This window comes from Pseudomonas sp. GW821-FHT02A08, from assembly GCF_059422045.1.
The window spans coordinates 196,489-214,212 of the sequence record NZ_JBWKWD010000005.1 but is presented as its reverse complement, the minus strand read 5'-3'; the positions used below and the strand labels follow the sequence as shown (position 1 = coordinate 214,212).

16 protein-coding genes and 1 riboswitch are annotated in these 17,724 nt (G+C 60.4%); of the genes, 8 read left to right on the top strand and 8 right to left on the bottom strand.

Translation table 11 applies throughout. The annotated features are described in order from the left end of the window. Positions 1-129 precede the first annotated feature (129 nt). A complete protein-coding gene (locus tag AC07W4_RS06160; protein WP_310056177.1) occupies positions 130-1,536 on the bottom strand; it encodes an adenosylmethionine--8-amino-7-oxononanoate transaminase in 1,407 nt (468 codons plus the stop codon). Between the two features lie 223 nt (positions 1,537-1,759). On the opposite strand from AC07W4_RS06160, the gene AC07W4_RS06155 reads away from it, so the two are divergent. From AC07W4_RS06155 to AC07W4_RS06145, 3 genes are all read left to right on the top strand, one after another. Continuing rightward, complete coding sequence (locus AC07W4_RS06155; protein WP_495031851.1) at positions 1,760-3,508, top strand: flavin monoamine oxidase family protein; 1,749 nt, start codon at positions 1,760-1,762, stop codon at positions 3,506-3,508. Positions 3,509-3,773: 265 nt separating this feature from the next. Then, on the top strand, positions 3,774-4,325 hold the full coding sequence (locus AC07W4_RS06150; protein ID WP_495031850.1) for a cytochrome b: 552 nt from the start codon (positions 3,774-3,776) through the stop codon (positions 4,323-4,325). A gap of 32 nt (positions 4,326-4,357) precedes the next feature. Continuing rightward, the gene (locus tag AC07W4_RS06145; protein WP_495031849.1) at positions 4,358-4,942 is read left to right on the top strand and encodes a YceI family protein; all 585 of its coding nucleotides are present in this window, start codon (positions 4,358-4,360) and stop codon (positions 4,940-4,942) included. A 248-nt stretch (positions 4,943-5,190) separates the two neighbouring features. Here AC07W4_RS06145 and rhlE2 read toward each other — a convergent pair whose 3' ends face one another. The 4 genes from rhlE2 to ahcY all read right to left on the bottom strand — a co-directional run bounded on the left by rhlE2 (position 5,191) and on the right by ahcY (position 10,698). Next, a complete protein-coding gene (gene rhlE2, locus AC07W4_RS06140; RefSeq protein WP_008050271.1) occupies positions 5,191-7,050 on the bottom strand; it encodes an RNA helicase RhlE2 in 1,860 nt (619 codons plus the stop codon). Between the two features lie 222 nt (positions 7,051-7,272). Next, positions 7,273-8,091, bottom strand: coding sequence for a substrate-binding periplasmic protein (locus AC07W4_RS06135; protein ID WP_495031848.1), 819 nt, complete (start codon positions 8,089-8,091; stop codon positions 7,273-7,275). A 191-nt stretch (positions 8,092-8,282) separates the two neighbouring features. Beyond that, on the bottom strand, positions 8,283-9,128 hold the full coding sequence (metF, locus tag AC07W4_RS06130) for a methylenetetrahydrofolate reductase [NAD(P)H] (protein ID WP_008050265.1): 846 nt from the start codon (positions 9,126-9,128) through the stop codon (positions 8,283-8,285). A 160-nt stretch (positions 9,129-9,288) separates the two neighbouring features. Further along, entirely contained in the window at positions 9,289-10,698 is a 1,410-nt protein-coding gene (gene ahcY / locus AC07W4_RS06125; RefSeq protein ID WP_495031847.1) for an adenosylhomocysteinase, read from the bottom strand. Between the two features lie 23 nt (positions 10,699-10,721). Then, positions 10,722-10,824: riboswitch (S-adenosyl-L-homocysteine riboswitch) on the bottom strand. A gap of 197 nt (positions 10,825-11,021) precedes the next feature. On the opposite strand from ahcY, the gene AC07W4_RS06120 reads away from it, so the two are divergent. Together AC07W4_RS06120 and AC07W4_RS06115 are read left to right on the top strand one after the other, a co-directional pair. After that, the gene (locus AC07W4_RS06120; protein ID WP_495031846.1) at positions 11,022-11,426 is read left to right on the top strand and encodes an acyl-CoA thioesterase; all 405 of its coding nucleotides are present in this window, start codon (positions 11,022-11,024) and stop codon (positions 11,424-11,426) included. A 175-nt stretch (positions 11,427-11,601) separates the two neighbouring features. Beyond that, positions 11,602-12,498: a formate/nitrite transporter family protein gene (locus AC07W4_RS06115; protein ID WP_495031845.1), complete on the top strand. Its 897-nt coding sequence runs from the start codon at positions 11,602-11,604 to the stop codon at positions 12,496-12,498. Here AC07W4_RS06115 and AC07W4_RS06110 read toward each other — a convergent pair. Beyond that, complete coding sequence (locus AC07W4_RS06110; RefSeq protein WP_495031844.1) at positions 12,490-13,671, bottom strand: MFS transporter; 1,182 nt, start codon at positions 13,669-13,671, stop codon at positions 12,490-12,492. The genes AC07W4_RS06115 and AC07W4_RS06110 overlap by 9 nt on opposite strands. 317 nt (positions 13,672-13,988) lie before the next feature. Between AC07W4_RS06110 and AC07W4_RS06105 the strand changes: the two genes are divergently transcribed. Further along, positions 13,989-14,822, top strand: coding sequence for an EamA family transporter (locus tag AC07W4_RS06105; protein ID WP_008050259.1), 834 nt, complete (start codon positions 13,989-13,991; stop codon positions 14,820-14,822). A gap of 31 nt (positions 14,823-14,853) precedes the next feature. Then, positions 14,854-15,237, top strand: coding sequence for an MAPEG family protein (locus tag AC07W4_RS06100; protein WP_495031843.1), 384 nt, complete (start codon positions 14,854-14,856; stop codon positions 15,235-15,237). Between the two features lie 146 nt (positions 15,238-15,383). On the opposite strand, the gene mltA is transcribed toward AC07W4_RS06100, so the two are convergent. Beyond that, positions 15,384-16,568, bottom strand: a complete 1,185-nt coding sequence (gene mltA, locus AC07W4_RS06095) for a murein transglycosylase A (protein WP_495031842.1) — start codon at positions 16,566-16,568, stop codon at positions 15,384-15,386. Between the two features lie 128 nt (positions 16,569-16,696). On the opposite strand from mltA, the gene AC07W4_RS06090 reads away from it, so the two are divergent. Continuing rightward, positions 16,697-17,146, top strand: a complete 450-nt coding sequence (locus AC07W4_RS06090) for a c-type cytochrome (protein WP_495031841.1) — start codon at positions 16,697-16,699, stop codon at positions 17,144-17,146. Positions 17,147-17,303: 157 nt separating this feature from the next. Here AC07W4_RS06090 and AC07W4_RS06085 read toward each other — a convergent pair whose 3' ends face one another. After that, on the bottom strand, positions 17,304-17,699 hold the full coding sequence (locus tag AC07W4_RS06085) for a DUF1090 domain-containing protein (RefSeq protein WP_495031840.1): 396 nt from the start codon (positions 17,697-17,699) through the stop codon (positions 17,304-17,306). Positions 17,700-17,724 lie beyond the last annotated feature (25 nt).

Below are 17,724 nucleotides of genomic sequence, written 5' to 3'. Positions count from 1 at the left end.
CACCGCTTGCGTCGTCGGCAGCGTCTGATGTGTATAAGAGACCGCACAGGTGCTGTGCAAATCCTTGTGGGAGCGGGCTTGCCCGCGATGACGGTAGTCCAGTCAGCGCTGAAGCTTAGGTGAAATCAATCAGCCCGGATCACGGAACCCCGGATGGAAGTCCTTCGGCACGGCCACGCTGACACTGTCACGGGTCGCAATGTCGATCCCTTCGCTGGCCACTTCGGCAAGGAAGTCGATCTGCTCCGGGGTGATCACGTACGGCGGCAGGAAATACACCACGCTACCTAACGGGCGCAGTAAAGCACCGCGCTCCAGGGCGTGCTGGAACACCTTCAGGCCACGACGTTCCTGCCATGGATAAGCTTCTTTGGTGGCCTTGTCCTTGACCATCTCTATGGCCAGCACCATGCCGGTCTGGCGTACTTCGGACACGTTTGGGTGGTCGACCAGATGCGCCGTCGACGAAGCCATGCGCTGGGCCAGGGCCTTGTTGTTCTCGATGACGTTGTCTTCTTCGAAAATATCCAGGGTCGCCAGGGCCGCCGCGCACGCCAGCGGGTTGCCGGTGTAGCTGTGGGAGTGCAGGAAGGCGCGCAGGGTAGGGTAGTCGTCGTAGAACGCGCTGTAGACTTCGTCTGTGGTCATGCATGCCGCCAGCGGCAGATAGCCGCCGGTCAGGGCCTTGGACAGGCACAGGAAATCAGGGCGGATGCCGGCCTGTTCGCAGGCGAACATCGTCCCGGTGCGGCCGAAGCCGACGGCGATTTCGTCGTGGATCAGGTGCACGCCGTAGCGGTCGCAGGCTTCTCGCAGCAGCTTGAGGTACACCGGGTGGTACATGCGCATGCCGCCGGCGCCCTGGATCAGCGGCTCGACGATCACCGCCGCGACCGTGTCGTGGTTTTCGGCCAAGGTCTGCTCCATGGCGGCGAACATGTTGCGCGAGTGTTCTTCCCAGCTCATGCCCTCGGGGCGCAGGTAGCAGTCCGGGCTCGGTACCTTGATGGTGTCCATCAACAGCGCTTTGTAGGTCTCGGTGAACAGCGGCACGTCGCCCACCGACATCGCCGCCATGGTTTCGCCGTGGTAGCTGTTGGTCAGGGTGACGAAGCGTTTTTTGTTCGGCTGACCGCGATTGAGCCAGTAGTGAAAGCTCATTTTCAGCGCGACTTCGATGCAGGACGAGCCATTATCGGCGTAGAAGCACCGGGTCAGGCCTTCCGGTGTCATCTTCACCAGGCGCTCGGACAATTCGATCACCGGTTGATGACTGAAGCCGGCAAGGATCACATGTTCGAGCTGATCGACCTGATCCTTGATGCGTTGATTGATCCGCGGGTTGGCGTGCCCGAACACATTGACCCACCAGGAGCTGACCGCATCGAGGTAGCGTTTGCCTTCGAAGTCTTCCAGCCACACGCCTTCCCCGCGTTTGATCGGGATCAGCGGCAGTTGTTCGTGATCTTTCATCTGGGTGCAGGGATGCCACAACACGGCGAGATCGCGTTGCATCCACTGATTATTCAGGCCCATTTTCACTCTCCTGGAGGCGGTCCGTTACCTGCGCGGACAAACAATCGGGCAAGCCTATGCAATGCGTGCCACGGGGACAACCCATTGTGTCGAATCAGCTACTTCGTTCAGGCCGAAAGACGTTGCTGGCAGGTGCCTGACGGCTGACGTATCCTTCGCGGTTCTTGAGCCGTCTGGCTCGCAAAAACTGCTGTTTTCCTCGTGTAATTCCGGAGTTCGCTGAATGTCTGTCGGTTGGCTGCGCGCCTGTGCGCTGGTGATGTTGGGGCTGTTCAGCGTATCTGCGCTGGCCAAGGATAAAACCGCGATCGTGATCGGCGGCGGCCTGTCGGGCCTGACTGCCGCGTACGAGCTGCAGAGCAAGGGCTGGCAGGTCACCCTGCTGGAAGCCAGGTCGAGCCTGGGCGGCCGTTCCGGCATGGCCACCAGCGAGTGGATCGGCAACGACAAGACCCAGCCGGTGCTGAACAAGTACGTATCGAACTTCAAGCTGAGCACCACGCCGGCCCCTGAATTCGTGCGCACCCCAAGCTACCTGATCGATGGCGAGTATTTCTCTGCCGCCGATCTGGCGACCAAACAACCGGCCACCGCCGAGGCGCTCAAGCGCTTCGACAAGACCGTGGACGATCTGGCGCGTTCGATCGACGACCCGCTGAACCCGGCCGCCAACAACACGCTGCACGCGCTGGATCAGATCAACGTGTCGAGCTGGCTCGACAAGCAGAACCTGCCGGCCACCGCCCGCCAGTTGATCAACCAGCAGATCCGTACCCGCTACGACGAACCTTCGCGCTTGTCGCTGCTGTACTTCGCGCAGCAGAGCCGCGTCTACCGTGGCGTCTCCGATCGTGACCTGCGTGCTTCGCGCCTGGTCGGTGGCAGCCCGGTGCTGGCCCAAGCCCTGGTCAAGCAGCTGAAAACCATCAAGACCAACGCCCCGGTCTCGGCGATCATTCAGGACAAGGACGGCGTGACCGTCAAAGTCGACAGCGTCGGCTATCAGGCTGACTACGTCGTGTTGGCGGTGCCACTGCGCGCCCTGAACAAGATCCAGATGACCCCGGCGCTGGACGCCCAGCACCTGGCGGCGATCAAGGGCACCAACTACGGCTGGCGCGACCAGATCATGCTGAAGTTCAAGACGCCGGTGTGGGAAAGCAAGGCGCGCATGTCCGGCGAGATCTTCAGCAATGCCGGCCTGGGCATGTTGTGGATCGAGCCTGCCCTGAAGGGTGGCGCCAACGTGGTGATCAACCTTTCCGGCGACAATGCGCGAGTGATGCAGGCATTCGGCGACAAGCAGATGGTCGATCAGGTGTTGATCCGTCTGCACGCGTTCTATCCACAGGCACGCGGTTCGTTCACCGGTTATGAAATCCGTCGCTACAGCAGCGACCCGTCCACCGGCGGCGCCTACCTGGCCTTCGGTCCGGGCCAGATCAGCAAGTTCTGGCGCCTGTGGGAACGCCCGATTCAGCGCGTAGCCTTCGCTGGCGAACACACCGACACTCTGTACCCCGGCACCCTGGAAGGCGCGCTGCGTACCGGTCAACGTGCAGCCGGCCAGGTTGAAGACCTGGCGGCGGGCAAGTCGTTTGAACCGGCGAAAGCGGGGCCGGCTGCCGCAGCGGCGGGCGCTGGTGCGGTGGCGGCGAAGAAAGGCAATTTCTTCAGCAACCTGTTCGGCGGCTCGGATGACGAGAAGAAGCCAGAGCCAGTCAAGGCACCTGAGCCGGTAGCACCTGTTCCTGTGCCGGCACCCGCCCCGGCTGTTGCACCGGCTCCGGTCGAAGCACCGAAGCCGGCAACCCCGGCAAAAGTCGAGCCGACCAAGAAGGCTGCGGCGAAACCGGCTCCCAAGACCGAGGCGAAAAAAGCCCCGGCCAAGGCACCGGCCAAGAAAGCCGAACCGGCGAAGAAACCGGCTGCCAAATCTGCTGCAACCCCGGCAACGGATACCAAGGCGTAATAAGCCCCGGGATCAAAAAAACGCGGCGTAAATGCCGCGTTTTTTTATGCCCGGAGAAATCCGGGCACACAAACGAATAAACTTTTGGTAAGAAGTGTTGTTGAATTGGGCTACGTTTTTGTACACACATTGGCCTTTAATCTTTTCTTAACTCGCCTGTTTCAGACTCTTGATCGTATTTCTCGATATTTCAAAGCAAAATTTTCCGCTTTAATTCGATAGATAACTCGATAGTCTTGGGCCAGCACTTACAGGGATCTAGGCAATGCAGCTACGTAACTCTACCTCCCGCTACGGCTGGGTCAGCATCTTCATGCATTGGGGCGTGGCAGTGGCCGTGTTCGGTTTATTCGCCCTCGGGCTGTGGATGGTCGACCTCGGTTATTACGATCCTTGGCGCAAGGCCGGGCCGGATCTGCACAAGAGCATTGGCTTGATCTTGCTGGGGGTCATGGTATTGCGCGTGTTGTGGCGCTTCATCAGCCCGCCGCCGCCAACCCTGGCCAGCTACAGCCGCATGACGCGACTGGGCGCCATGTTCGGTCATGCCTTTCTGTATTTCTGTCTGTTCGCTGTGATGATTGCCGGTTACCTGATTTCCACCGCAGAAGGTGCCGGGATTCCGGTGTTTGACTGGTTTGAAGTGCCTGCCCTGGTTTCCGGGCTGCCGGACCAGGCAGATAACGCCGGTGCGATTCACCTCTACCTGGCGTGGGTGCTGGTAATTTTTTCCGGCCTCCATGCGTTGGCAGCATTGAAGCACCACTTTATCGACCGTGATGTGACCCTCAAGCGAATGCTGGGTCGCAAAGCCTGAAATTCAACCTCGACTCCCAAGGAAAACAAAGCATGTTGAAAAAGACTCTCGCCGCTCTGGCAATCGGCTCTGCTGTTCTGTCCGCCAATGTGATGGCGGCTGACTACACCGTCGACAAGGAAGGCCAGCACGCCTTCGTCAACTTCAAGATCAGTCACCTGGGCTACAGCTACATCACCGGTACTTTCAAGGACCTCGACGGCAAGTTCAGCTTCGACGCTGCCAAGCCTGAAGACAGCAAGATCGAGTTCAACGTGAACACCGCCAGCGTCTTCACCAACAACGCTGAACGTGACAAGCACATCTCCAGCAAAGACTTCCTGAACGCCAGCAAAGCCAAGTTTGTTTCCACCAGCGTCAAACCCACCGGCAAAAACGCCGCTGGCAAGGACACTGCTGACGTGGCTGGCGACCTGACGATCCTCGGTGTAACCAAGCCAATCGTGGTCAAGGCCACTTTCCTGGGTGAAGGCAAGGATCCATGGGGCGGCTACCGTGCAGGCTTTGAGGGTACTTTCAGCCTCAAGCGTTCCGATTTCGGCAAGATGATGGACCTGGGTCCACAGTCCGATGCGGTTGAGATGTACGTGACCTTTGAAGGTGTCAAAGCGAAGTAACTTTCGCGCCCGACATAAAAACGCCCCTGATCTTGCGATCCGGGGCGTTTTTTTAGGGCTGACGAAATTTCATCGACGCTACACATCCACTGTGGGAGCGGGGTTGCTCGCGAAGGCGTCGGGTCAGCTAACATCCAGGCTGAATGTACTGGCCTCTTCGCGAGCAAGCCCGCTCCCACAGGGTTTTGTACTGATCAAAAAAATGCCCCGGCTCTTTCGAACCGGGGCATTTTCATTGCAGCGATAACTCAGCGATTGCGGGTCAGCAGCGCTGGTTTTTCACCACGAGGACGGCTTGGCAGTTGATCCAGTTGCTCAGGTGTCGGGAAGCGGTCAGCCTTCGACTCCTTGTGCATGATCTTCGGCGCGGGGCCGCGCGGGTTCTGCACGGCAGGTTCCGAACGCGGCTGGTCGTCACGGGCCGGACGGCGATTGCGCGAATCTTCGCGGCGGGCCTGGCCGTCGCGCGGTGCGCCACTGCGAGGACCGCTACGCTTGGCCGGTGGGGTGCCGGTGCTGGCGCCATCGCTGTTGCGCGGACCGTTCTGGCGACCTTGTGGCTTGCCGGAACGTGGAGCGCCCGAACCTGCCGCGGTGCCCTGTGCCGGAGCACCCGGACGGCGACCACGGCCTTGTGCGGGTTTCTGCTGCGGTACGTAGTCGACGCGGTTACCGAAGTTATCGATATCGTCGTCCAGGAACTCGTCCGGAGCACGGTCAGCGGCGGCACGAGGAGGCTGCGACGGACGCTGTTCGCGAGCCGGAGTGCCTTCACGTGGCTTTTGCTGACGGGCAGGGCGCTCGCCGGCCGGTTTCTCCTTGCCCTTGTCCTTGCCTTTGTCCTTGCGACCGCCGCCGCCACCGCTGCCGTTCGGACCGTCGCCGCGCGGGCCACGTGGATTGCGTGGGTTGCGCATGTCCGGACGCTCGCGCACTTCAGGCTTTTCCGCCTCGATGGTGCTTGCATCGAAGCCCATCAGGTCGCCGTCGGCGATTTTCTGCTTGGTCATGCGTTCGATGCTTTTCAGCAGTTTTTCTTCGTCCGGGGCTACCAGCGAGATCGCCTCGCCCGAACGACCGGCACGGCCGGTACGACCGATACGGTGCACGTAGTCTTCATCGACGTTCGGCAGTTCGAAGTTGACCACGTGTGGCAACTGGTCGATGTCCAGGCCGCGAGCGGCGATGTCGGTGGCCACCAGGATGCGCACGGTGCCGGCCTTGAAGTCGGCCAGGGCTTTGGTGCGGGCGTTCTGGCTCTTGTTGCCGTGGATCGCGACGGCGCTCAGGCCGTGCTTGTCCAGGTACTCGGCCAGGCGGTTGGCGCCGTGCTTGGTGCGGGTGAACACCAGTACCTGTTCCCAGGCGCCGGCTGTGATCAGGTGCGCCAGCAGCGAACGCTTGTGGCTGGCCGGCAGGCGGAATACGCGTTGTTCGATACGCTCGACCGTGGTGTTCGGCGGCGTGACTTCGATGCGTTCCGGGTTGTGCAGCAGCTTGCCGGCGAGGTCGGTGATGTCCTTGGAGAAGGTTGCCGAGAACAGCAGGTTCTGGCGTTTGGCCGGTAGACGGGCCAGGACCTTTTTCACGTCATGGACGAAGCCCATGTCGAGCATGCGGTCGGCTTCGTCCAGCACGAGGATTTCCACGTGGGACAGATCGACGCTGCCTTGGCCGGCCAGGTCGAGCAGGCGGCCAGGGCAGGCCACCAGCACGTCTACGCCACGGGACATGGCCTGAACCTGCGGGTTCATGCCGACACCGCCGAAGATGCAGGCGCTGACGAACTTCAGGTCACGGGCATAGACCTTGAAGCTCTCGTGCACCTGGGCTGCGAGTTCGCGAGTCGGGGTCAGGACCAGTACGCGCGGTTGGCGCGGGCCGTGACGCTGGGATTTGTCCGGGTGACCGTTGGGAAACAACCGTTCCAGAATCGGAAGGGCGAAGCCGCCGGTTTTACCAGTACCTGTCTGTGCCGCGACCATCAGGTCGCGACCTTGCAACACGGCGGGAATGGCCCGCTGTTGCACCGGAGTAGGCTCGGTATAGCCCGCTGCCTCGATGGCGCGGACTAAAGCCTCGGAGAGACCGAGGGAAGCAAAGGACATGAGTAATCCTGTTCTAGTTAGGGCTTGGCCCAATGGGAGTCTTGCCTGGCGCGAATCGCGTTTAAGAGGACGCAATCCCGTCCGGTCCTGCTGGGTCTCGAAGGCTCGTCTGCAAGCGCTCGCGCGGGCTGAAAGCTGCGCAGTAGCGGGGTTGAGATGCCTTTAACGGTTCCGAGCGTCCGGGCGTGAGCCTGGCGGGAAGGCCGGAGTATAACAGAGCAATCACTGCGCGCCGCTTTCCTGCTGCTCAACGGTTTTTTCCGCGGCAGCCGTGGCCTTTTCAGCCTTCACGCTGGCTGCCGGTTCCGCGCCGTAGCGGGCACTCAGTTCAGCGTAGGCGGGCTCGCGTTTGAAGCGTTTGAGTTCGGCGCCGAAGCGCTGCACCAGCAGATCCATGCCCGCATTGCGCCGCACCGCGAGAAACTGGCTTTGCTGGCTGATGATCGTGGGGTTTTCGGTGATCTTGTCGCGGATGCCCAGTTCGTCGAGCAAATGCTGGCCGACGCGGCGATCGGTAATCAGCAGGTCAATCCGCCCACGTACCAGTTTGCCGAAGTTGGCTTCATGGGTCGGGGCCGGCTCGCGGGTGAACAGCGTCGAATCGCTGAAGTCCTTGCTGTACAGGTAACCCGGCGAGGTGCCGATGGTCAGGCCTTGCAAGTCATCGAGGGTGCGAAACGGATGGGGCCGTTCATTGGCGTAGAACATTACGAACTGGACTTCAGACAGTGGCTCGCTGGGGTAGAGCAGGGTTGCGTCGCGTTCATCGCTGTGAAAGATGTCCAGCGCGCCGTCGGCCTGGCCTGACTCCAGCATCGACAGGCAGCGTTTCCATGGCAGGAACTGCCACTCCACTTCGATGCCCAGGCGCTTGAAGACAATGGCGGTGGTTTCGTAGTCCAGCCCCAGGGATTTGCCGTTGTTGTCTTCGTATACGTAGGGCGCCCAGGGTTCCGTGACAATGCGCAGCTTCTCGCCCCGGGCGGTGAAGCTCAGGCAAGTGAAGACAAGCACTGTGATTAGTTGCGTGATCAAAGGCATGAGCTGAGATTACGACGAGAAACCGGAAAGAGCCAGAAACTGACCGCAGATGCTCTAACTCCGTGGATTGCCGCACATTAATAGTGCGTTGAAAGCAAAAGATCGCAGCCTGCGGCAGCTCCTGCGGGATTAAACATTCCGTTGCAGGAGCTGCCGCAGGCTGCGATCTTTTAATCGTGCGTTAACGACTTTTAACGCGGCAACTTCAGGTTGTTCCACACTGCCAGGCTCGCTTCAGCCTGGTTCAGGGTGTAGAAGTGCAGCCCGGGAGCGCCACCCTGCAGCAGTTGCTCGCACATCTCGGTGATGACCTGTTCGCCAAAGCGTTGAATGCTCTGGGTGTCGTCGCCGTAGGCTTCCAGTTGCTTGCGGATCCAGCGCGGGATTTCCGCACCGCAGGCATCGGAGAAGCGCGCCAGCTTGCTGTAGTTGGTGATCGGCATGATGCCCGGCACGATCGGGATGTTCACGCCCAGCGCCCGCACGCGTTCCACGAAGTAGAAGTAGCAGTCGGCGTTGAAGAAGTACTGGGTGATCGCACTGTCGGCGCCAGCGTTGGCCTTGCGCACGAAGTTGGCTACATCGTCTTCGAAATTGCGCGCTTGCGGATGCATTTCCGGGTAAGCGGCCACTTCGATGTGGAAATGATCACCGGTTTCTTCACGAATGAACTCAACCAGGTCATTGGCGTGGCGCATTTCGCCGCTGGCCATGCCCATGCCCGAAGGCAGGTCACCGCGCAGGGCGACGATACGCTTGATGCCGGCGGCCTTGTACTGGGCCAGCAGGCCGCGCAGGTCATCCTTGCTGTCGCCCACGCAGGACAGGTGCGGAGCGGCAGGGATTTTGACTTCGCTTTCGAGCTGCAACACGGTGTTCAGCGTGCGATCACGGGTCGAACCGCCGGCGCCGTAGGTGCAGGAGAAGAAATCGGGGTTGTAAATGGCCAGCTGGCGAGCAGTGGCGAGCAGCTTTTCTTGCCCAGCATCGGTCTTCGTAGGGAAGAACTCGAAGCTGTAGCGACGATCTTGGGACATGGGAATACCCTTGAAAACGCGTAAGCCTGTGAGGCTTGCACTTCCCATGTGGGAGCGGGCTTGCTCGCGAAAGCGGTGGGTCAGTCGACATTAATGTTGAATGATAAACCGCTTTCGCGAGCAAGCCCGCTCCCACAGGGAGAGCAGGCAGCAGAACCGATCAGTAGCGGTAAGCGTGCGGCTTGAACGGACCTTCGACGGTCACGCCGATGTAGTCGGCCTGGGTCTTGGTCAGTTGAGTCACAACGCCGCCGAAGCCACGGACCATTTCCAGGGCCACTTCTTCGTCGAGTTTCTTTGGCAGTACTTCAACGGTCAGGCGCTCGGCCTTCTGAGCTGGCGACAGGTCGGCGTACTTCTGGCCGAACAGGAAGATCTGCGCCAGAACCTGGTTGGCGAACGAACCGTCCATGATGCGGCTCGGGTGGCCGGTGGCGTTACCCAGGTTAACCAGGCGGCCTTCGGCCAGCAGGATCAGGTAATCGTCGTTCTGTGGGTCGAAATCGCCAGCGCCGGTACGGTGGATCTTGTGAACCTGCGGCTTCACTTCTTCCCATGCCCAGTTCTTGCGCATGAAAGCGGTGTCGATTTCGTTGTCGAAGTGGCCGATGTTGCAGACAACAGCACGCTTCTTCAAGGCCTTGAGCATGTTCGAATCGCAAACATTGACGTTGCCGGTGGTGGTCACGATCAGGTCGATCTTGCCCAGCAGCGCCTTGTCGATGCTCGCTTCGGTACCGGTGTTGATACCGTCGATGAACGGCGAAACCAGTTCGAATCCGTCCATGCAGGCTTGCATGGCGCAGATCGGGTCGACTTCGGAGACTTTGACGATCATGCCTTCCTGACGCAGGGACTGGGCCGAACCCTTGCCCACGTCGCCGTAGCCGATGACCAGCGCTTGCTTGCCGGACAGCAGGTGGTCGGTGCCGCGCTTGATCGCATCGTTCAGGCTGTGACGGCAGCCGTACTTGTTGTCGTTCTTGCTCTTGGTCACCGAGTCGTTGACGTTGATGGCCGGGATTTTCAGCTCGCCCTTGGCCAGCATGTCCAGCAGGCGGTGAACGCCGGTGGTGGTTTCTTCGGTCACGCCGTGGACGCGGTCCAGAACGGCTGGGTACTTCTTGTGCAGCAGCTCGGTCAGGTCGCCGCCGTCGTCGAGGATCATGTTGGCGTCCCAAGGCGCGCCATCTTTCAGGATGGTTTGCTCCAGGCACCACTCGTACTCTTGTTCAGTCTCGCCTTTCCAGGCGAAAACCGGGATGCCGGCAGCGGCGATGGAAGCGGCGGCCTGATCCTGAGTCGAGAAAATGTTGCAGGACGACCAGCGCACTTCGGCACCCAGGGCAACCAGGGTTTCGATCAGTACGGCAGTCTGAATGGTCATGTGGATGCAGCCGAGGATCTTCGCGCCCTTGAGCGGTTGCTCTTCGGAGTACTTGCGACGCAGACCCATCAGGGCTGGCATTTCGGACTCGGCGATGATGGTTTCGCGACGGCCCCAGGCAGCCAGGGACATGTCGGCGACTTTGTAGTCGGTAAAATCTGCAGGCGTGTTGACAGCGCTCATGAAGAGCCTCCATTCGTAATGTATGCGAATGGGCGCCGTTGTGCGTTTAGTGTCCGGCCGGTGAAGGCCAGGCAACGCCCCATCCGAGCCTGACAGGTCGAACCTGCTGCAGCGCCCCTCGGACAGGTGGCGGGAAACGGTAGCAATTGAAGATGACCGTTTTGAAACGGGGGCGATTATAGCGGGCTATGCTGATCTTCCAAAGCGTTTCTGTCAGTCAATGTCCGAACGGTAATCGCGACCATAGACGATGCTCAATAGAGCTCCAGGTCGGGCTCTGCCATGATGGTCAGCATCATTCGGCAAGACGCTCAGGAGTGAACATGAATTTCCACACCCGCAAATGGGTAAAGCCCGAAGACCTCAACCCCAATGGCACGCTGTTCGGCGGTAGCCTGCTGCGCTGGATCGACGAAGAGGCGGCGATCTACGCCATCGTTCAGTTGGGCAACCAGCGTGTGGTCACCAAGTACATTTCCGAAATCAACTTCGTCAGCGCTTCGCGCCAGGGCGACATCATCGAACTGGGCATCACGGCGACCGAATTCGGCCGCACTTCGATCACCCTGACGTGTGAAGTGCGCAACAAGATCACCCGCAAGAGCATCCTCACCGTTGAAAAAATGGTGTTCGTGAACCTCGGTGAAGACGGCTTGCCGGCGCCACACGGCCGGACCGAGATCAAGTACGTCAAGGACCAGTTCCAGGATGATGACGGCGGTCAGTAACATCGGCGTTGCTTTCTTCGCGAGCAAGCCCGCTCCCACAGGTACAGCGCCGTCCATGTGGGAGCGGGCTTGCTCGCGAAAGCGGTTCTGTATTCACCGAAGAATTGTCTGCCTACTGAACAGTCGTGAACCCCGCGTGTCGTAGCTAAATAGCCCGCCACCGGTTGCGCATCCCATGAACTCGGCACAAGACGGCAAGACCCCGAACCTTTCGGCGCACGAAGAGCACGAAGTCGAAAAGAGCCAGCCGCCCCGCGCCGCGGTGCTGCACGAGATCATCCGTACCCAGGGCGATCAGGAACTGGACCGCAGCATTGCCGCGTTGTGGTGGTCGGCGCTGGCGGCGGGGTTGACCATGGGCCTGTCGCTGATGGGCATGGGGTTGCTCAATTCGCGCCTGCCGGATGGCGAAGGATTCAAGGTGATCGCGAGTTTCGGTTATTGCGCCGGTTTTCTCGCCGTGATCCTGGCCCGTCAGCAACTGTTCACCGAAAACACCCTGACCGCCGTACTACCGGTAATGACCAAGCCGACACTGACCAACTTCGGCCGGCTGCTACGGCTGTGGACGGTGGTGCTGGTCGGCAACCTCTGCGGCACCTTGCTGGTGGCGTACGTGATGCTGGAGCTGCCGATTTTCGACAGCAAGACCGATGTCGCCTTCCTCGATATCGGTCGCAAGGTCATGGAGAACCACACCAGCCAGATGTTCGCCAAGGGCATCGTTTCCGGATGGATGATCGCCACCATGGTCTGGATGATCCCGTCCATGGAGAGCGCCAGGATGTGGATCATCATCCTCATCACCTACCTCATGGCGCTGGGGGATTTCACCCACATCGTGGTCGGTTCGCTGGAGGTTTCGTATCTGGTGTTTGCCGGTGAGTTGCCGTGGAGTGATTTCTGGCTGGTGTTCGCCGGGCCGACGCTGGCGGGGAATATCATCGGAGGCAGTTTTATTTTCGCACTGATCAGCCATGCGCAGATTCGCAGCGAAAGCGGGTCGCCGAAGCAGTCGGCGGATCGGAGCGAGGCGCCAGATCCGCAACGGATCAGAAAACCATCAAGGTGATATTGAGCCCACCACATCGAGTGCAGCCGCACCACGACGCTGGCGATAGATGAAGAACAACGCAGTCACCACAGTCAGCCCGCTGACCAGTGCGCCGGTCCAGGGCAGGTCCGCCAGGTCGGCGCCGCTGGCTACCACCAGCCCGCCGATCCAGGCGCCGGCCGCGTTGCCCAGGTTGAAGGCGCTCTGGTTCAGGGTCGAACCCAGGTTGGGCGCTTCGTGGGCCTGATCGATGATCAGCAGTTGCAGGATCGGGCACAGCGCGAAGGCAAACGTTCCCCACAACACCAGTGAGATTGCCGCCGGGATCACCGAATGGCTGGTTTGCGTGAACGCCGCCAGTACCACCAGCACCGCCAGCGCCATGCCCACCAGCGAAGGCAGCAAGCGGCTGTCCGCCAGACGACCGCCGAGCATGCTGCCGGCGGTCAAACCCACGCCGAACAACAGCAACATGATGGTGACGCCGTGGGGACTGACGCCGGTGATGTCCTGCAGGATTGGCGCAATGTAAGTGAACACACTGAACAGGCTGGTCGAGGCCAGCACGCTCATGCCCAGGGCCAGCAGCACGTTGGCCTTGCCCAACACCTTGAACTCGCTGGCCAGGTTGGCCTTATCCATCGCGATGCTTTTCGGCAGCCAGATCCATTGCGCAATCGCCGCCAGAACCCCGATCACCGACACCGCCCAGAAGGTCGAGCGCCAGCCCGCGTATTGCCCGAGTGCGGTGCCCAGTGGCACGCCGAGCACATTGGCCAGGGTCAGGCCGGTGAACATCATGGCAATCGCCTGAGCTCGTTTGTTGGGGGCCACCAGCCCGGCGGCCACCACCGAACCGATGCCGAAAAATGCGCCGTGGCACAGTGCCGTGATCACGCGCGCGGCCATCAGCGTGGCGTAGTTCGGCGCGAGCGCGCAGAGCATGTTGCCGAGGATGAACATCAGCGTCATGCCCAGCAGAGTGGCCTTGCGCGGCATGTTGGCGGTGCCGACCGCGAGGATCGGTGCACCGAAAACCACGCCCAGGGCGTAGCCGGTGATTAGCAATCCGGCATCGGGAATGCTCACGCTGAGGTCACGGGCGACATCGGGCAAAAGACCCATGATGACGAATTCGGTGGTGCCGATGCCGAAGGCGGCAACAGCGAGGGCAAGCAAAGCGAGTGGCATGCGCAAGGTCTCTGTCGGTAGTCTTGACGCTGTGATCAGGCATACGCAGGCCGACGACCGTTCTCGATGAGAGCGGGCCGGGCAGAATTTTTATTGGAATTGGTCTGTGCGCAACTGAGTGCGGCGTGGTCGCTTGCAGTATAAACAGCCACTGAAATATGGCGAATCAATTCTCTGCGCGGATTTTGCAGGAGCGAGCTTGCTCGCGAAAGACGTCAAGGCAACGCGTTTACTCAGACAGCACGCGTTATCGTTAACGTCCATCGCGAGCAGGCTCGCTCCTACAGGGATCGTGGAGACAACAAAAGGAGTAGGCCGTGCTTGCGACGGCGTTGGTGTTGGTGGCGGCGCTGTTGCATGCGGCGTGGAATACCCTGATCAAGTTCAGTGCGGAGCGACTGTTGGTGGTGGCCTGCATGGACAGCGTGGCGCTGCTCTTTGTCGCGCTGATGCTGCCTTTCCTGAGCGTGCCACCACTGGAGATCTGGCCGTGGATCCTGGCGTCGGCGGCGTTCGAGTTGCTCTATCGCTATTTGCTGATCCAGGCCTATCGGGTCGGCGACCTCGGCCTGGTCTATCCATTGATGCGTGGCCTGTCACCGTTGGTGGTGCTGGCGCTGACGCTGATCTTTGCCGGGGAAGTACTGACCCATCAGCAGATTTTCGGCATCCTGCTGATCCCGTTCGGCATGTTGTGCCTGCTCTGGCAGGGCGGCGGCGGTGCGCGTTTGCCGTGGTCGATGTTGCCGGTGGTGGCGCTGATCGGCCTGTGCATCGGTTGCTACACCTACATCGACGGGCAGGCACTGCGGCGCTGGTCCCATCCACTGGATTACCTGGTCTGGGTCACCTTGCTCAGTGCCTGGCCGTTTCCGCTGTTGGCGTTGGTGCGCAAACGACCGGCGTTCATGTTGTTCTGGCGCGAGCAGTGGCGATTGGGCCTGGCCGTCGGGTTCTGCGTGTTGTTCAGCTACGCTCTGGTGCTGTGGGCGATGCAATTGGGCTCGATCGCAGAAGCGGCGGCGTTGCGCGAGATCAGTGTGATCCTGGTGGTGCTGTTTGGCATGCGTTACCTGAAAGAACCTTTTGGCGGGCCGCGCCTCCTGGCCTGTGGGCTGGTGCTGATCGGTATATTGGTCATGAAATCTTGACTGTTCTGAAACGTGAAGAAGGGACTGCTTTATGACGGTTGCTCTGTGGTGCATTTTGATCGCGATTTTCCTGCCGTATGTGTGTGTGGGCGTGGCCAAGATCAGTGGCGGGTTCAGGTTGAGAGACAACCATGATCCCCGGGACTTTCTCGATTCGCTGGAAGGTTTGGGCAGGCGCGCGAATGCGGCGCAACTGAACAGCTTTGAGGTGACCCCGGCGTTCGCTGCGGCGGTGATCGTGGCGCATCTGGCCGGCAATGCCGAACTGGTGACGATCAACGTGATGGCCGTGTTGTTCATTACAAGCCGCCTGCTCTACATCATTTGCTACCTGGCGGACTGGGCGACGCTGCGGTCGTTGATGTGGTTCGTGGGGATGGCGTTGGTCGTGAGTTTTTTTGTGGTGTCGGTCTGACAGATCTTCAGGGTTCTTGACGACCTCTTCGCGGGCAAGCCCGCTCCCACATTTTGATTTTCAGCGGACACAAAATCTGTGTTCGACGGTGATCCAGTATGGGAGCGGGCTTGCTCGCGAAAGCTGTCTGTCAGGCGATGCGGGACTCAAGGATTGGCTTTGACCGCATCCGCCACCTGCGGCACTTGCGGCAACACCGCACCTTTGGGCCAGAGCATCCAGATCTGCCCTTGCTGTTTCATGTCCCCGGCCAGTTGCCCGGCCGCATCGCCGGTGCCCCAGAACAGATCCGCCCGAACCTCGCCGGCAATGGCGCCGCCGGTGTCCTGTGCTGCCACGGGGCGCACCAGGGCCGTGCCGTCCGGTCTGGTGGTGGACAGCCACAACAGGCTGCCCAGCGGAATCACCTTGCGATCCACCGCCGCGCTGTAACCGGCGGTCAATGGTACGTTCAGCGAGCCGCGCGGACCTTCGTTGCTGTCCGGGTTGCGGGTGAAGAACACATAGCTGGGGTTGCTGCCGAGCAGTTCGGGAATGCGCGACGGATTGGCCTTGGCCCAGGTGCTGATGGCGCCCATGGTCACGTCCTCTTTTTTCAACTCTCCCTGTTCCACCAGCCAGCGGCCGATCGGTCGATACGGATGGCCGTTCTGATCGGCGTAGGCAATGCGCAACTGGCGACCACTGTCGAGCTGGATACGGCCCGAACCCTGGATTTGCAGGAACTGCAGGTTCATCGGATCGGTCAGCCAGGCCACGACCGGCGCCTTGACCCCTTTGCTCTCGATGGTTGCCGCATCGTCGTACGGCTTGAGCACGCGACCTTCGAGTCGCCCGCGCAGGCGCTTGCCCTTGAGTTCCGGGTAAATGCTGTCGAGGGCGACGATGATCATGTCTTCGGGGACGCCATAGACCGGGACATTCGCAACGCCGGTCTGGGTCAGACTGCCGGGGTAAACCGGTTCGTAGTAACCAGTGATCAAGCCGTTGGGGTTGTCGTTGGCGGCGCGCAGGCCATAGACATCGAGGTTCTGTTTGAGAAAGCCACGAATGTCGCTGGCGGTTTGCGGCACGTTGGCAGCTGCGGCGCAGGTGCCACCCCAGACCGGGTCGGCCTTGAGTCGGGTGCAGGCGCTGCGCCACGATCCGAAACCGGCGACCAGGTCGCTGTCGGACACAGCCGGCAGCGCCTCCCATGTGGCGCTGGAGTAGGTGGCCAGGGCGTGGGTTTTCGGTTGTTGTTTGTCGCCACCGGTGCAGCCTGCGAGCAGGGCCACCATCGGCAGGGTCCAGGCCAGGCTGTGACGCCAAGCCTTGAAACAGCTATTCATGGAGTGATTCCTTTGCCGGTTGCCTGAGCGCTCCATGTGCTCAAGCAACCCTTGTTGATAATAGGGCTATTGGTCTTTGCCGATGACGCGAGGATACTGGCCGCCGTTTCCCGTGACCTGAAGCCACCATGACTCTTAAAAGACTTTCTGTTGTATTGCTGGCCTGCCTGACGTTGACCGCTTGTGGCGGTGTCGACCCCAACTCGCCGCTCGGCCAACGCAAGGCCATTTTCAAGCAGATGCTCAAGACTGGCGAAGACCTGGGCGGCATGTTGCGTGGGCGCATTGCGTTCGATGGTCCGAAGTTCGCCGAGGGCGCGGTGAAGCTCGATGCGTTGTCCCGTGAGCCGTGGCAACATTTTCCGCAAGTGCGCGAGGAAGATCACACCAGCGCCAAGAGCGATGTCTGGGAGCAACAGACACGCTTTCAGGCAATGGCCCGCGACCTTGAAAGCGCCACCGGTGAATTGGTGATCGCCAGCCAGGTTCAACCCTACAAGGCCAGCAACCTGGGGCCGGCGGTGCAGAAAGTCGAAGATGCTTGCAGTGCTTGTCATAAGGCGTTTCGGGATCATTGATTGATGTTGTTCGGTCTGACGTCTTCGCGAGCAAGCCCGCTCCCACATTGAATTTCGGTTGGCACAAATGTTGTGTTCACTGAAGAACCAATGTGGGAGCGGGCTTGCTCGCGAAGGCTGCATCGGCAACACCGAAATCTATGTTCGTTATCTGTTCTTACTTATCCAGCTCATCCAATGCGTCCTGCAATTCCTTGCGAGCATCGGCGAGTTTGTCTTTGCGCTTGTTGATCCTGTCGGGGTCGCCTTTTTTCATGGCCTTGTCGAGGTCCGCCTGACGCGTGCTGACTTCGTGCCTGGCGTCGAGCACCTTGTTTTCCCGTTCTTTCTTCAGCGAGGCGTCGGTGCAGTTGGCTTCGACTTCACTCAGGGCTTTTTCCAGGCCTGCCTGCTGGTCGGCGTTACCGTGGACCTTGGCCAGTTCGATCTGGTTGACGATGCCTTGCTTCTTGGCCGCACAACCGGTCAGCCCAGGCGCTTCCTCGTCCGCCATCAACGGGGTGGCCAGCACGCTGCAAAGGGTCAACAGGGCGAGCGGTGAAAGAAATTTCATAAAAGCTCCATGTAGGAAAGCAAGC